Source organism: Streptomyces sp. NPDC048002 (assembly GCF_040653275.1).
Classification (GTDB): domain Bacteria; phylum Actinomycetota; class Actinomycetes; order Streptomycetales; family Streptomycetaceae; genus Streptomyces.
Genome location: NZ_JBEZNL010000001.1, coordinates 657,419 through 672,185, shown reverse-complemented (window position 1 = coordinate 672,185; position 14,767 = coordinate 657,419). Strand labels below are relative to the sequence as shown.

Annotated in this window: 15 protein-coding genes and 1 pseudogene; 10 read left to right on the top strand and 6 right to left on the bottom strand. The window is 70.2% G+C overall.

What is annotated here, in order from left to right:
* Positions 1–101 precede the first annotated feature (101 nt).
* A complete protein-coding gene (locus tag AB0E07_RS03015) occupies positions 102–1,016 on the bottom strand; it encodes a hypothetical protein (RefSeq protein ID WP_362245710.1) in 915 nt (304 codons plus the stop codon).
* On the bottom strand, positions 1,013–1,558 hold the full coding sequence (locus tag AB0E07_RS03010; protein WP_362245708.1) for a SigE family RNA polymerase sigma factor: 546 nt from the start codon (positions 1,556–1,558) through the stop codon (positions 1,013–1,015). Before AB0E07_RS03010 ends, AB0E07_RS03015 begins: the two co-directional genes overlap by 4 nt.
* A gap of 81 nt (positions 1,559–1,639) precedes the next feature.
* On the opposite strand from AB0E07_RS03010, the gene AB0E07_RS03005 reads away from it, so the two are divergent.
* Complete coding sequence (locus AB0E07_RS03005) at positions 1,640–2,077, top strand: protein phosphatase (RefSeq protein ID WP_362245706.1); 438 nt, start codon at positions 1,640–1,642, stop codon at positions 2,075–2,077.
* 42 nt (positions 2,078–2,119) lie between these two features.
* On the opposite strand, the gene AB0E07_RS03000 is transcribed toward AB0E07_RS03005, so the two are convergent.
* Entirely contained in the window at positions 2,120–3,712 is a 1,593-nt protein-coding gene (locus AB0E07_RS03000; RefSeq protein ID WP_362245704.1) for an alpha/beta hydrolase, read from the bottom strand.
* A gap of 102 nt (positions 3,713–3,814) precedes the next feature.
* Positions 3,815–3,955: pseudogene (locus AB0E07_RS02995) on the bottom strand (GNAT family N-acetyltransferase); the annotation flags it as partial.
* Between the two features lie 100 nt (positions 3,956–4,055).
* Between AB0E07_RS02995 and AB0E07_RS02990 the strand changes: the two are divergent.
* The 4 genes from AB0E07_RS02990 (at position 4,056) to AB0E07_RS02975 (ending at position 8,780) form a co-directional block, all read left to right on the top strand.
* Positions 4,056–4,856 carry an SCO2525 family SAM-dependent methyltransferase gene (locus AB0E07_RS02990; RefSeq protein WP_362245702.1) on the top strand — a complete coding sequence of 267 codons (801 nt, stop codon included), beginning with the start codon at positions 4,056–4,058 and terminating at the stop codon, positions 4,854–4,856.
* A gap of 59 nt (positions 4,857–4,915) precedes the next feature.
* Positions 4,916–6,763 carry an SCO2524 family protein gene (locus tag AB0E07_RS02985; RefSeq protein ID WP_362245700.1) on the top strand — a complete coding sequence of 616 codons (1,848 nt, stop codon included), beginning with the start codon at positions 4,916–4,918 and terminating at the stop codon, positions 6,761–6,763.
* 4 nt (positions 6,764–6,767) lie between these two features.
* Positions 6,768–7,685 carry an SCO2523 family variant P-loop protein gene (locus AB0E07_RS02980; protein ID WP_362245783.1) on the top strand — a complete coding sequence of 306 codons (918 nt, stop codon included), beginning with the start codon at positions 6,768–6,770 and terminating at the stop codon, positions 7,683–7,685.
* 114 nt (positions 7,686–7,799) lie between these two features.
* Entirely contained in the window at positions 7,800–8,780 is a 981-nt protein-coding gene (locus AB0E07_RS02975; RefSeq protein ID WP_362245697.1) for an FAD-dependent oxidoreductase, read from the top strand.
* Here the strand turns inward: AB0E07_RS02975 and AB0E07_RS02970 are convergent.
* Positions 8,770–9,903: a GNAT family N-acetyltransferase gene (locus AB0E07_RS02970; protein WP_362245695.1), complete on the bottom strand. Its 1,134-nt coding sequence runs from the start codon at positions 9,901–9,903 to the stop codon at positions 8,770–8,772. The two genes, AB0E07_RS02975 and AB0E07_RS02970, sit on opposite strands and share 11 nt — an antisense overlap.
* 268 nt (positions 9,904–10,171) lie before the next feature.
* Between AB0E07_RS02970 and AB0E07_RS02965 the strand changes: the two genes are divergently transcribed.
* The 5 genes from AB0E07_RS02965 (at position 10,172) to AB0E07_RS02945 (ending at position 14,177) form a co-directional block, all read left to right on the top strand.
* Complete coding sequence (locus tag AB0E07_RS02965; protein WP_362245781.1) at positions 10,172–11,149, top strand: SCO2522 family protein; 978 nt, start codon at positions 10,172–10,174, stop codon at positions 11,147–11,149.
* 1 nt (position 11,150) lies between these two features.
* Positions 11,151–12,140, top strand: coding sequence for an SCO2521 family protein (locus tag AB0E07_RS02960; RefSeq protein WP_362245693.1), 990 nt, complete (start codon positions 11,151–11,153; stop codon positions 12,138–12,140).
* Between the two features lie 162 nt (positions 12,141–12,302).
* A complete protein-coding gene (locus AB0E07_RS02955) occupies positions 12,303–12,518 on the top strand; it encodes a hypothetical protein (RefSeq protein ID WP_362245691.1) in 216 nt (71 codons plus the stop codon).
* Positions 12,519–12,577: 59 nt separating this feature from the next.
* Entirely contained in the window at positions 12,578–13,324 is a 747-nt protein-coding gene (recO, locus tag AB0E07_RS02950; RefSeq protein WP_362245689.1) for a DNA repair protein RecO, read from the top strand.
* 16 nt (positions 13,325–13,340) lie between these two features.
* Positions 13,341–14,177 carry an isoprenyl transferase gene (locus AB0E07_RS02945; RefSeq protein ID WP_362245687.1) on the top strand — a complete coding sequence of 279 codons (837 nt, stop codon included), beginning with the start codon at positions 13,341–13,343 and terminating at the stop codon, positions 14,175–14,177.
* A 144-nt stretch (positions 14,178–14,321) separates the two neighbouring features.
* Here the strand turns inward: AB0E07_RS02945 and AB0E07_RS02940 are convergent, their stop codons facing one another.
* A complete protein-coding gene (locus AB0E07_RS02940; protein WP_362245685.1) occupies positions 14,322–14,732 on the bottom strand; it encodes a transcriptional repressor in 411 nt (136 codons plus the stop codon).
* Between the last annotated feature and the right edge of the window lie 35 nt (positions 14,733–14,767).

Sequence of the window (14,767 nt, the reverse complement as noted above, 5' to 3'; positions counted from 1 at the left end):
GTAGACGTCGCAATCCACACCGAACCGGAAGGCCCTCGCCCGTTCAAGACGCCTCAGCCGAGACCTGGCTCACCCGTCCCCAACCTCACAGGGCACTACACCTAGGGCAGCGCCCTCTCGTACGTCGGGTCCTGGTCGGAGTCGTAGACGAGTTCGCCGCCCGCGTCGTAGCCCTTCACCCGGGGGGCCACCGTGACCTGCTGGTCCAGGACACCGGAGGCCACGAACCAGCCGTGGTCCAGGGCGGCGGGGCGGGTGTCGCCGCCGTAGTCGACGGTGACCTCCGCGACCGACGGCTCGACCGTGCCGATCACGCCCCAGCGGAAGGGCAGGGTCCAATGGCCGCGGTCGAGGACGGACTGCTGGTACAGCTTGCCGGCGTTGATGTCCGGCACGACCGCGGAGGCGTCCGGGCCGTTGCCACCGCTGCTGATGTTGAGACCCTGGGCCTCCCCGTCGCGGATGTTGCAGATCAGCCGGGTCGCGTCCGCGCCGCTGCCCTTCACCGCGACCACGAACATGCCGTCGCCGGGCGCGTTGGAGTCGCCGGTGCTCTTCATCGCGAGGATGATCCGGTAGCCCGCCGCCGGACCCGGGCCGTCGCCCTGCGGACCCGTCGTGTGCTGCGCGTCGTACGCGAGGCACTGGTCCAGGGCGTGCGCCGACTGCTCGTAGGAGATCCCGTCCAGCAACTGCCCGTCCGTGCCGGGCCGCGCGGGCCCGGACGGGGTGGCGGACGGCGTCGGGTCGAGCGTGCCGCTCGCCGACGGGCTCGGCGCGGACGCCGTCGAGCCGCCCCCGCCGTCCTTCCCGCCCACCGCGTACGCCCCCACGGGCAGCGCGGCCAGCGTCACCAGCACCGCCCCGGCCGCGGCCACCCGGCGCCGCCGCTCGGCCGCGCCCCGGCGCCGGATCGCCGGGTACGGCGCCGCCGAGGGGCGGATGGTGTACGCGTCCTCGGCGAGCAGCTCACGCAGCCGCTCCTCGAAAACCAGCTCCCGCTCTTCCTCGCTCACCGCTGTCTCCCCCCGTCTGCACATGGCTCCGCCCGGTCCCCGGTCAGGACCCGCGCGAGCTCCGGACTCGTACGCAACTTCGCCAGACCCTTGGACGCCTGACTCTTGACCGTGCCGGGCGAGCAGCCGAGCGTGTCGGCCACCTCCGCCTCGGACAGGTCCTCCCAGTAGCGCAGCACCACCACCGCCCGCTGCCGGGGCGGCAGTTGGGCGAGCGCGGGCAGCAGGGCGCTGCGTTCGTCGGCCCAGCCGTACGCCTCGTCCCGGCCCGCCCGCTCCGGCGGGGCCGCGGTCAGCGCCTCGGGCACCCGCCGCTTGCGGAACCGGTCGCTGTTGCAGCTGACCAGCATCCGCCGGACGTACGCCTCGGGGTTGTCGCTGCGCGCCACCCGCCGCCAGGACCGGTACGCCTTGGTCAGCGCGGTCTGGGTCAGGTCCTCGGCGAGGTGCGGGTCCCCGGTGAGCAGATAGGCGGTCCGCACCAGACGCGACCACCGGGCTCTGACGAACTCCTGGAAACGGTCCTCTAGTTCGACCTGCATCAAGCATCCTCCCTCGCCCTCCAGACCACCCTCGGCGCGGATTCGGTTGCCCCGGCTCCGGGAACGCGTTCGAATGGCTCCGTGACGGGTGAGGAGTGCTGGGAGGAGGGGGCCGCCGGGGTGCTCCGGCTGCCCTCGGGGCGGCTGATCCGGGGCCGGGGCCTGCGCCGCCCCCTGCCGCCGGGGGAGCCGTCGCCTTCGTACGGCGTCTATCTGCTGGGCCGGCGGCCGCCCGAGGTGCCGTGGGAGTCCGGCTGGATCCGCTGGCCCGACTTCCGGCTCCCGGCCGACCCCGGCGCGGCCCGCGCCACGCTGGCGGAGGTCTGGCGGCGGTGCGCCGCCGAACGCGTCGAACTCGCCTGCGGCGGCGGCCGCGGCCGTACGGGGACGGCGCTGGCCTGTGTCGCGGTCCTGGACGGGGTGGACCCCGCGGAGGCCGTCGCGTACGTCCGCCGCCACTACGACCCACGCGCGGTGGAGACGCCGTGGCAGCGGAGGTACGTACGCGGGTTCGGGTGAGGCCGTGGCCGGGTCGGCCTCGGCTGGGCCGCCTCGGCCGGGTCAGTCGCAGTGGACGTCCCGGCGGGGCCGTTCGCCGGTCGCGAGGAAGCGGGAGACGAGCCTGTCGCCGCACTCGGTGCCGTTGGCGAGGTACGCGTCGTGCCCGGTGGCGTCGTTGACCACCAGGACCGCCCGCCGGCCGAGCGCCTCGCGCAGCTTCAGCGCGCCGCCGAGCGGGGTCGCCACGTCCCGCTCGTTCTGGACCATGAGGATGCCGGCCGCGCCGCCGGGGGTCACCCGCACCGGCGCCTCCCTCGGCGGGAAGGGCCAGGCGGCGCAGAGCATGGCGTTGCGCGGCATGCCGGCCGTCAGCGGGTGCTTCGCCCGGCTCTCGGTGACGTCCTGCTGGTAGACGGCCGGGTCCGAGGGCCACGCGGCGTCGTTGCAGATGGTCCCGGCGCCGACCGCGGTGTAGTTCTGCAGCATCTCCTCGGGCGGGGACGGCGGCGCGGGCGGGACGGTGCCCTGTTCGGCCGCGCGGATCAGCCGGGCCAGCGAGGGGAAGTCGTCCGGGTCGTAGAACGCGGTGAGCATGGCCTGGCGCAGCTCGGTGCCGTTGAGCACGGGCGGGTTGGCGCCGGGCCACGGCAGGGGCGCGCGGTCGAGACGGTCGGCCAGCTCCAGGAACCGCGACCGCACCTCCCGGGGCGTCCCGGCCAGGCGGTCCGGGTTGCCGGGGCGGGCCGCCCACTGCGCGAACTCCGGGAAGACGTCCTCGGCGCCCTGCTCGAACGCGGCCAGCCAGGCGCGCTCGGCGTGGACGGGGTCGGCGTGGCCGCTGCTGTCCAGCACGATCCGGTCGGCCCGGCGCGGGAACATCTCCGTGTAGGCGACGCCGACGTACGTGCCGTAGGAGACACCCCAGGCGGACAGTTCCCGCTCGCCGAGCGCGGCCCGGATCCGGTCGATGTCCCGTGCCTCGTTCCTGGTGCTGATGTGCCGGATCAGCTCGCCGCCGTTCTCGGCGCAGGCGTCGGACATGCGCCGGGCGGCGGCCATGTTGCCGGTGACGGAGCCGTCGGCGGCGGGCCAGGGCCGCAGCGTGGAGAAGGCGAGGTCGGCGGGTTCGAGGCCGCAGGTGACGGCGGTGGAGGGGGCGTTGCCGCGCGGGGCGAACCCGATCAGGTCGTAGGCATCCCGCACCTCCCGCGGCAGCTCCTGGCCCTTGCCGGAGGGGTCGGACAGGCTGTCGCCGCCGGGCCCGCCGGGGATCATCAGCAGGGCGCCCCGGCGGGTCGCGGGATCCTCGCTCGGGATACGGGAGACAACGAGGTCGATCATCCGGCCGTGGGGCTCGGAGTAGTCCATGGGCACGGGGACGACGGCGCACCGCTGACGCGGATCGAGCCCCTCGCCCGCGCAGGCGGTCCACTTCAACTCCGGCGCCGGCGAGGTCGGTTCGGCACGCGCATCAGCGCCGGACGTGCCGGACGCGCTCGATGTGCCGGATGTGCCGGACGCGCCCGCTGTTCCGGGCACCCCGGACGCGCCCGCTGTTCCGGGCACCCCGGACGCGCCCGCCGGTACGGCGAGTCCGAGGGCGGCGACAGTGGCCGCGGTGATCAGGGCCGCGCTCTTCGCGATCTGCTTCATGCGTCGAGCCTCGCGGACCCGCGCCGCCCCACACATCCGGGCAACAGCCCTGTTTTGAGGGGGGTTTACCCCCAGCCCCGGCCTCCGGGGAACCCCTCGGGGTCAGAGGCTCAGCGCCATCACCAGCCGGTCCTCGCCGGGCCCGAAGTAGTCCTTGCGCACCCTGTCCTCCGAGGTGAAACCGATGGAGCGGTACAGCATGATCGCGGCGGCGTTGGTGGGCTCCACGGTCAGAGTAAGTTTCTCCCTCTACTCATGAGCAGTCAGCTACCTCTCGGGGATCTTTTCTCTCTTTGCGAGGCAAAGGGGTGGATGCACCCAGAAGCGTTGATACCGTTGAGGAATGGCACTGCGAGCTTCTCGGTGGGACTGGCTCAATGCGGATGTATCCTGGGCGGCATTTGACCCGATAGCCTACATCGACCATAACTACTTGTATTTACAGGCAGGGGACGCGGAGATCCTCTCTTTGATCCGGGATCACTTCAGCGGTCATTGCCCGCGTGATCGCGGTCGGTCTATCGCTGGAATCGACGTCGGCGCCGGCGCGAATCTCTACCCCGCGCTCGCCATGCTGCCCTGGTGCGACGAGATCGCGCTCTTCGAGCGCTCGCCCGCCAACGTTCGTTACCTCAAGTCGCAAGTGAAGTCCTACGCCGACAACTGGGACCAGTTCTGGCGTGTGCTGTGCAAGAACGAGGCCTACGGAGCCCTCGACATGGACCCGAGGGCACGCTTCCGTGGAGTCGTCCACGTCGAGGAGGGCAACCTCTTCGACCTCATGCTCCACCAGGGCCGCTGGTCGATGGGGACGATGTTCTTCGTCGCCGAGTCGATGACCTCCTCCCGCGAGGAGTTCGACCTGGGTGTCGAGTGCTTCCTGCGCGCCCTTGCCCCCGGCGCGCCCTTCGCCGCCGCTTTCATGGAGCATTCCCATGGCTATCAAACCGGTGATCACTCCTTCCCCGCCTGCGATGTGGGGATGTTCGAGGTCGAGTTGAGCCTGAAGCGATTCGCGGACGACGTCAAGACCGAGCGGATCGAATCCCAGACCAGAGTGCGTGACGGCTATTTCGCAATGATCGTCGCCTACGGCCGAAGGAATTCGGATGGTGATATTCCGCAGTCGGACCGTGACCGCTGACAGCAGAAGAGGGATTCTTCCTCAATTGATGGCAGTGCGGCCTGTGTGAGGGGCATGGGATGCAGATCAAGCCACGCCAGCACCTGCTGGACATCTGGCAGGCGCTGGGGCGCCACTCGTTCGAGGGCGGGGAGTGGAACTGGGGTGAGTACGGCGGCGAGAGCAGCGTCGCCGACGCGGAGCGGCTGCTCTGCCTGCTCTATCCGGCGACGGAGATCCCGGCGTTCCGGCTGGACGACCCGGACACCACGCAGGACGACGTCCAGCAGGTGCTGAAGAGGGCCGGCGGACGTCTGGACGTCCCGGTCAACCTCGTCACGGCGACCGCCGAGTTCATGCGCACCCACACCGGGGAGGACAAGCGGCCTACGTTCGCCGGGGGTTACTACTTCGGCGCCCGGGACAAGACCGAGGAACTCACCGAGGAGCAGCGCCAACTCGGCGTGGTGGACAGCTTCTCGATGTCCATCACGCTGTGCCTGGCCACGCTCGGCTTCCTCAAGGTCTACGAGGGCAAGACCCGGCGCACCGATGTCAAGGAGACCATCGCCGAGCTGCGTTCGGCCACCAGCACCCGGCTCACCGCGGCCATGGTCAGCCTGCTGCGCTCCTTCACCGTCAACGTCTTCGACGCCGACGCCTCCCAGGGCCGGACCCTGTGCGAACTCCTCGGCCAGGGACGGCTGTCCCAGCGCCAGGTGGTCAAGCAGTTCCAGGACCGGTTCCGCCCGCTGCGCGCCGCGATCGCGGAGAGCCTCCAACTCGGTATCGACGTCCAGGAAGGCCTGAAGGACGAGAGCCAGCTCTTCGAGTGCGGCTGGGCCTGGAGCCTGGTGAAGGACGCCCCCGAGGTCGAGACCGACGACCCCATCGGCCCGCAGCCCGAGGGCGCCGCGAGCCCCGTGCCGTACCTGTACTTCACCGTCGTCGCCCTCGACGGCATCCAGGACCTGTTCACCGACCGCACCCTCACCCTGGGCCTGCTCAACACCGAGCAGCAGAAGCTCGCCGAGGCGCTCCGGCTGCGCTGGGAACTGACCCAGCAGTACTGGTCCCGCATCGCCCGCTTCGACGCCGACCGCTGGCCCCTGGAGGACCTTCCCTGGCGTACGACGGGACAGAAGCTGGAGTCGGAGTACTTCTCCCTCTCCGTCGCCGCCATCCTCGTCCACGACCTGATGCGCCGCCGCGCCACCGACGACGACTTGACGCGCACGGTCAGCATCCTGGAACGGCTCGCAGAAAGGGGGCGCATCACCAGCCGGATGACGAGAGAGGACTCGCTGGTGCAGCAGTTGCACTGTGAGGGCGTGACGATGGTGTTGCAGGGCAGCGAGCGACTCGGTGTCCCTATGACCTGGTCCGCGACCGACTTCTCGGCGTATCTGCTGAAGCGGACCGTCCAACTCTGCACGCTCTCCCGGAACCTGGCCTCGCACGACCGGCTGCTCCAGCTCGCCGAAGCCATCTTCGAGCACATGTGGCGCCGCCGGATCCGCGAGGGCGAAGGCGTCGGGCTGTGGGACAACGTCCACGCCGTGTTTCCCGAGGCCGACATGGTCAAGCGGCACGGGCCGGTGTCCTGGAGCATCACCGAGCGGGTCACCGAGGTGATGGTCCAGGCCTACCTCATGTACCAGCAGCCGCCGATTCGCAGTCCCGAACTGAGCGCGCTGGCAGCGGCGTTGCTCTCGGAGGCCAAGCACCTGTTGGGGAACGAACAGATGGAACCGGCACTCGGCGGCGACGGACGGCACGATATGCATCTGCGCGAAATCGAAGTCAGGTTGAGGCGTGCCGACAGACTCGTTCATGACCGACCGGGCACTTCCTACTCGCTGGCATTGGAAGCGCTGCGACAGCTGGATGCGCTCAACAGGGCCCGCGAGGCATTCCGGGGGAGGTGAGTTGGTGCTCATCCTGGCGGCCTCCGACAAAGGAGGCACGGGCCGGTCCGTGACCAGCGCCAACCTCGCCTACCACCGGGCGCTGGCCGGCGACGACGTGTGCTACCTGGACTTCGACTTCGGCTCGCCCACCGCCTCCGCCGTCTTCGACGTGCCCGACGCCCGCCAGGCCGCCGAGGACCGCGGACTGCACTCCTACCTCGTCGGCGAGGTCGGCGAGCCGGTCCGCGTCGACGTCTGGGCGGACACCGAGCACCGGGTCCTGCGCAACCGGCCGCCCGGCTCGGGCCGGCTGGTGCTGATGCCGGGCGACCTCAGCGGCGGCGAGTTCGCCACCGACGACGACAACCTGCGCCGCTGCGTGGACCTGCTGCTGCGGCTCAACTCCGAGTTCGACCTGATCGTCGTGGACCTCAGCGCGGGCCGCTCGTACGCCGTGGACATGGTCCTGGAGGCCACCTCGCTGCCCGAGATGCGGGGTGTGGAGTCCCGCTGGTTGGTCTTCCACCGCTGGACCCGGCAGCATGTGGCGGCCGCCGCCGGGCTGGTCTTCGGCAAGCGCGGGATCGTCGCCGGCGGAGTCGCCCGCGGCCACGACGAGGACACCCTGCGCGGCTCCATCCGCTTCGTCCGGGCCGCCGTGCCCGACCCCTCGTCCCAGCTGTGGTCCCAGGTCTCGGCCACCCAGTCGGCGTGGATGCGCGAGTGCGACCGCGAGCTGAAGCAACTCGCCTCCTCGCACGGCATCGGCTACAGCCAGGTCCTGGGCGCCGTACCCCTCGAACCCGTGCTCCAGTGGCGGGAGCAGCTGATCACCGACGAGGACGTGCTCGACAGCCAGATCGCCAACATGGAGACCTGGCAGGCGCTCAGCGACCTGGCCCGTCGATTGACGGACAACGAGTGCTGGAAACCGGCGTGAAGGGAGGAGCCGACAGCACCGTCACGGGCGTACGCACGTGATGTCGGTTAGCCTCGAAGATCCGGCCAGCGTCGCCCCGATGGGCGCGGGGAATGCCGGAGAGGGAGGCGAGCAGTGTCGGCCAGTGCGGTGGTAATCGGCGCCGGAGTCTCGGGACTCACTACGGCGGTATGCCTGGCGGAGTCCGGCTTTGACGTCCGTGTGGATACGGACCGGCCGTCGAAGCTGACGACCTCGGCTGCCGCGGGCGCCATGTGGGACCCCTATCTGGCCGAGCCCCGTGAACTGGTCGACCGATGGAGTAGAGAGACGCTCTCGGAACTCACCTCGTTGAGTGCCGACTCCGGCACCGGAATCCGACTGGTTGAGGGCACCCAGGAGTCCAGGGTTGCCTGCCCGATGCCGGACTGGGGCAGCTTGGTGGGGGCGCGCATGTGCGCATCCGACGAGTTGCGGGACGGGTTCGTCGCGGGGTGGCGGTACCGTGCCCCGCTGGTCGACATGCCCCGATACCTCGATTACCTCGCACGAAGGCTCGCGCGGGCCGGCGGCTCGATCCGACGCCATCACTACGAGACGCTCTCGGAAGCGATGCCCGAAGCCACTGTGGTCGTCAATTGCTCCGGATCGGGGGCCAGATCGCTTGCTTCCGACCCGCTCGTGGAAGCGGTGCGGGGACAGGTGGTCGTGGTGGAGAACCCGGGTGTCCGAACCTTCTTCTGCGACGACACACCGGATGCCGAGGAACTCACCTACATCTACCCGCACGCCGATGCGCTGGTTCTGGGAGGGACCTCGGATCGGGGCAACTGGGAACTGGTGCCCGACGAGGTCGAGGCCCGAGAGATCATCCGTCGCTGCGCCGCCGTTGAACCATCGATCGCTGGAGCCCGGGTGATCGAACAGCGTGTCGGGCTGCGTCCCGCCAGGAGTTCGGTTCGGCTGACGGCGGAGCAGCATCGGAGCACGCTGTTGCTTCACAACTACGGTCATGGCGGTGCCGGCCTGACCATCTCCTGGGGATGCGCCCGCGAGGTTGTGGAGCGGGTCTTCGAAGCGGGTATTCACGCCGCCGGCGCGCGGCCTAGTCCCTGATCTGCCACTGCCGACGCTCCGCGATATCCGCTTCCGGGCCTCGGCGGAAGAGGTAGAGCCAGGTTCGGGCAGCCAAGGTGATCGTCAGGGCGATGGTCCAGGGCCAACTAGTGGCGTCGGCCGCCACCAGAGCCGCACCGGACGTAGGTGAGACTGCCGTCATCACCATCAGGCTGACCTCGACCGGTGTGCGCCGAAAGCGATAGGCGATCGAGAACTCGGAACGTTCGTACCAGGCGATGGCCGCGCTGAGCAGCACGGCGAGCACCATCGTGGTCCATGGATCGCCGCTGGCCTGTGCATACGTGACCGGAAGCGAGATCAGGAAGGGAAAGACGCCGCCGTACTCGGAAAGTACGTTCCCCCATTTCATTATCTTGCCGAAGGAGTTGGAGCGGATGCGAGCCAGCTCACCCGAGGCACTCGCGTAGATGATCAGGGACAGCACGGTGCTGAACGTCGCGCCGATGAGAAGCAGGCGTACGTCGTCCGGGAAGCGCGTGGAGGAGAAGGCGAAACCGAGGAGGAAGGTGATCGCCGCGAGTATCGCCCCGGAAAATGCGATTCCGGCTGCGGCCTCGCCCGACTGCAGAGCCGCGGGGTCGTCCTGCTCGAAGCGTGCTACTTCGAAGGCGGGCTCGCCCCCCAGGCTCACGAGCGCCGTTACTGCGTGGTCGGAAGGGGCCAGGGAGTCGGTGAGCTGCTCCCGTGAACGTACCGGAACCAGATGCCGGGCATCCGGGTCCATGTACTCGACGCGTGCCTTGTGCTGAAAGTGAATGTGGAGAGGCTGACCCGCGGTTCCAGAGTGCATGGTGCGCGTGCCGATGAAACCGGATGCCAGCAGGAGCTGCGTCACCTCCAACTGTTCCGTACTCGCAACGGCGGAAATCAGCGGTGGCTCGCCGGACATCTGAGGTAACGCCTTCATTGCCTCGGTCAGGAGTTCCGACGCCACGCCCTGCCGCCGATAGGCGCTCCTCACTGCGACCGCAGACAAGCGGGCATGCCCTGGTGAGGGCATCTCCGTCGCGATGCAGCCCACCAACTCGCCCTCAACCTCGGCCACTCGGACGAGCTCGCATTCCACGGCCGCGCCGAGAAGCGCGAGGGAAGGCACCACGGTCGGTTCGCACGACTCGATCAGTAAGGACCGGAGGCGGGCAAGGTCAGTAGGGCGCGCCGTCCGGGTCGACCATGCAGAAGCCATATGTCTCATCCCCCCATGACGAGTGAGCATCCTACAGATCAAGGCTGAGCAGGCAGATCGATGTGCCGAAGCCATGTCGTCATCACAACTTCACCCGGATAAAGTCGAGTTGCACGATTCGCTCGCCCGACTGCGAGCCGTGTCTGGAGCCAACCGCGACGTGGAGGGACCGGCGGCCGCGATGGAGTCCGTATTCCGTGAGCTCGGGGCGGAACCACGCACCCAGGCCGTGCCGCTGTCCCATCTCTCGCTGGAGCTGGGGCACCTGTACATGGAGGACTTCGAGGCGGGGCCCAAGCGGCTCGGGGAGCACTTCGCCGAGGTGCGGATCTGGGTCGAGGCCGCCCGTGCCTCCGCCGCCCGCCGGGCCGCCCCCGGCCGGGCCAGGATCAGCACCTGCTTCCTCATCGACGACTACTTCAGCCGCTTCTCCACCCCGGCCGAACTCGTGCCCCTGATCCTGAAGGAGGCCGAGGAGGCCGGCCTCACCATCGACTACCTCGCCCGCGAGTCCGGCTGCGCCGTCGCCGACCGGATCGAACTCGCCGAGTCCGTCATGCACCGCCTGGTGGAGTCCCCGCCGCCCGGCTCCTTCGGCTCCCGCCCGCCCGTCAGCCGCACCGGCTGGCTCGCGAACGGGCAGCGCAGCCCCGGCCGGGGCGCCGCGCTCTCCGAGGTCACCACCTGGCAGCCGCCCCAGGAGACCGCCGCCCGCAACCACTCCGTCTTCATGGACGTGGAGCTGTGGTCCGAACAGGACGGCCGCCGGCTGTGGTCCTGCCCCTTCCTGGCCGCCGTCTGGCAGCTCGCCCGGCTGGGCCTGCTGCGCCACCTCGGCGAGCCGGTGCTCACCCCGAGGCCCTGGGACGGCGGCGACTTCCCGCACGACTGGGACCGGCTGCCGCCGCTGCTCCGGCTCAACCCGGACGCCGACCCGTTCAGCGCCTACCGCACCTGCACCCTGATGCCCAACCGCTTCCTCGCCGTCGAGGACGCGGTGCGGATGATCCTGGACCAGATAGACGTGGACGCCACCGCCCTGGAACAGGTCGACCGGCGCTCGCGCGGCGAGCGGGCGCAGGTCCCCGCGGCCGTCGCCCAGCGCGCCTCCTACGTCTTCTACGAGGAGCCCGCCGACTCCGCCCCCGAAGGGGGCTGAGATGGCCGCCCCCGGACAGTCGGCGCGCCCGGTCCTGGTCTGCGGCGAGGTACGCACCTGTCTGCTGCCGTCCTTCCACGCGCTGGACGGCCGGGCCGCCGCCCGACTCCTGCGGCTGCGCGCCGACGAACACGTCCGCGTCTCCGAGCGGCCCAACCTCTACGTCCGCTCGCCCGAGGTCCTGAACGGCGTCGACTGCCGGCTGCCCACCGCCAACGGAGCCCGTGTCCGGGCCGTGGGCACGGTGGCCGCCCGCGCCGCGCTCACCGAGGGCCGGGTCCTCCAGGCCACCGCCTGGTTCAGCCTCCCGGCCACCGGCCCCGACCTGCGCCGGCCCTGGGGGCAGTACCTGGTCCGCCCCGGGCTCGTCGAACCCTTCGGCAAACTGCCCGAACAGGCCATCGCGCAGGGCGTGCTGCGCGGTGCCGGGCGCGGCGAGCTGGACCTCGGCATGATCGCCGAGGGGCTGCTCGCCCCGCTGCTGCGCCACCCGCTCCTCGACCACAAGGCGCCCTTCAAGTCCCGCCGCACCCACCTGCGGTGGACCGCGCACCGGGCCCCGGCCGGGACGGAACCGGCGCTGACCCGCTTCACGCTCGCCGAGGACGGGCTGCGGACCATGGAACTGCGGCTGCCGGAGGAGACCCCGGCCGCCGCGGCGGCCGGACTGTGCGAGAACCTCGCACTGCACGACTGGCTGCTCACGACCGTCGTGCACCTGCTGGACAACAGCCGGACCGGCACGGCGGACGGGCCCTCGGCCGTGCTCGCCCTGCGGCCGGCCGTCGATCACCTGCTGCATCTGTGGATGCCGCGCGCCCATGTGGACCGCTCCCTGGGTCATCTCTGGGACGAGCTGGAACGAGAACCGGGGTTCACCCGCCAATGGCGGAATCTCGTCCAGCGGATCCGCGACCAACTGGCGGTTCAGATGACTGTTGCTGCATCGAGCCTGGTCGAGGAGGGGAAGCGACCGACAGTAGGCGGGTGACTGATGCCTGTTACGTCGGCGCCGCTGATCACGCAGCCCCGAGTGATCTTCCCGAGTCTAGACGCGGAGCGTCGTCGTCGGGATGCGAAGAGTGAAACAGGGGACGCCTGGGGAACGAACGGGACGGAAAGCTGTGTGAGCAACGGGGAAGGAATGACTGCCGTGAAGCCACCCGTCGGTTCCTACGTCGTGGACACCCGCTCCGGAAGACTGGGCGTCGTCATGGGCCACGAAGGGCCCTACATCCAGCTCAGACCGTACGGCGGCGGCCTGGAGTGGGACGCGGCGCCGGACTCCGTACGGCAGGCCACCACCGCCGAGCGGACCGGCGTCACGGGGGCGCCCACCGATCCCCGCAGCCTCGGTGAGGTGCCCTGACGCGGCATCAGCCGCCCCGACCGTCCCCGCCGCCCGGCGGGGTACGGGAGAATGGCTCCATGAGCCTGTTCCGTGACGACGGCATCGTCCTGCGCACCCAGAAGCTGGGTGAGGCGGACCGCATCATCACGCTGCTGACGCGCGGACACGGGCGGGTGCGGGCCGTGGCCCGGGGGGTGCGGCGGACCAAGTCGAAGTTCGGGGCCCGGCTGGAGCCGTTCTCCCATGTGGACGTGCAGTTCTTCGCCCGGGGCAGCGAGCTGATCGGGCGCGGGCTGCCGCTGTGCACCCAGAGCGAGACCATCGCGCCCTACGGCGGCGGCATCGTCACCGACTACGCCCGCTACACCGCCGGGACGGCGATGCTGGAGACCGCCGAGCGTTTCACCGACCACGAGGGCGAACCGGCCGTCCAGCAGTACCTGCTGCTCGTCGGGGCGCTGCGCACGCTGGCCCGCGGGGAGCACGCGCCGCACCTCGTTCTCGACGCCTTCCTGCTGCGGTCGCTCGCCGTCAACGGTTACGCCCCCAGCTTCGGCGACTGTGCGAAGTGCGGGATGCCCGGTCCGAACCGTTTCTTCTCGGTGGCCTCCGGGGGCTCCGTATGCGTCGACTGCCGGGTGCCCGGTAGCGTCGTACCCTCGCCGCAGACCCTGGACCTGCTCGGTGCGCTGCTTACGGGAGACTGGGGGACTGCGGACGCCTGCGAGCCGCGGTACGTCCGGGAGGGCAGCGGACTGGTCTCCGCCTACCTGCACTGGCACCTGGAGCGCGGGCTGCGTTCGCTTCGCTACGTGGAGAAGTAAGGGAGACGAGGGGCACATGGTGGTACGCGGGATTCTGGGGCGGCAGCGACGGGAGTACCGGGCGCCGCAGCCGCATCCGTCCGGGGCCCGTGCGCCGAAGCTGCCGGGGGAGCTGATCCCCAAGCATGTGGCGATCGTCATGGACGGCAACGGACGCTGGGCCAAGGAGCGCGGGCTGCCCCGCACCGAGGGCCACAAGGTCGGCGCCGAGCGGGTGCTGGACGTGCTCCAGGGCGGCGTGGAGATGGGCGTCGGCGCGATCTCGCTGTATGCGTTCTCCACCGAGAACTGGAAGCGCTCGCCGGACGAGGTGCGCTTCCTGATGAACTTCAACCGCGACTTCATCCGCAAGACCCGGGACACCCTCGACGAACTGGGCATCCGGGTGCGCTGGGTGGGCCGGATGCCCAAGCTGTGGAAGTCGGTCGCCAAGGAGCTCCAGATCGCGCAGGAGCAGACCAAGGACAACGACCGGCTGACGCTGTACTTCTGCATGAACTACGGCGGGCGGGCCGAGATCGCGGACGCCGCGCAGGCGCTCGCCGAGGACGTACGGGCGGGGCGGCTGGATCCGTCGAAGGTGAACGAGAAGACCTTCGCGAAGTACATGTACTACCCGGACATGCCGGACGTGGATCTCTTCCTGCGGCCCAGCGGGGAGCAGCGGACCTCCAACTACCTGCTGTGGCAGAGCGCCTACGCCGAGATGGTCTTCCAGGACGTCCTGTGGCCGGACTTCGACCGGCGTGACCTGTGGCGGGCGTGCGTGGAGTTCGCCTCCCGGGACCGCCGCTTCGGCGGCGCGATCCCCAACGAGGAGCTGCTGGCCATGGAGGGCCGGCCGGAGGACTGAGCGGGGGCGTCGTGGCGGGGTGCGGCAGGGGTGTTCTTCGCCCCCGCCGCCCCTTCCCGTCCCGACCCCGGGGCTCCGCCCCGGACGCCGCTCCTCGAACGCCGGAGGGGCTGATTTTCAGCGGGCGCCGGAGGGGCTGATTCGTCAGCGGGCGGCGCAGTCCGCGCAGGTGCCGAAGATCTCCACCGTGTGCGCCACGTTCACATAGCCGTGCTCCGCGGCGATGGCGTCCGCCCACTTCTCCACCGCGGGGCCCTCGACCTCCACGGCCTTGCCGCAGGCCCGGCAGACCAGGTGGTGGTGGTGCTCGCCGGTGGAGCAGCGGCGGTAGACCGACTCGCCGTCGGAGGTGCGCAGGACGTCGACCTCGCCGGCCTCGGCGAGGGACTGGAGCGTGCGGTAGACCGTCGTCAGCCCGACCGAGTCGCCCTTGTGCTTGAGCATGTCGTGCAGATCCTGCGCGCTGCGGAACTCGTCGACCTCGTCCAGGGCCGCCGCAACGGCGGCCCGCTGCCGGGTCGAACGGCCCTTCACGGGCGGTCCAGCGGTCGTCACGGGGTGCCTCCTCAGGTCTGCCTGCCCGGGCCATT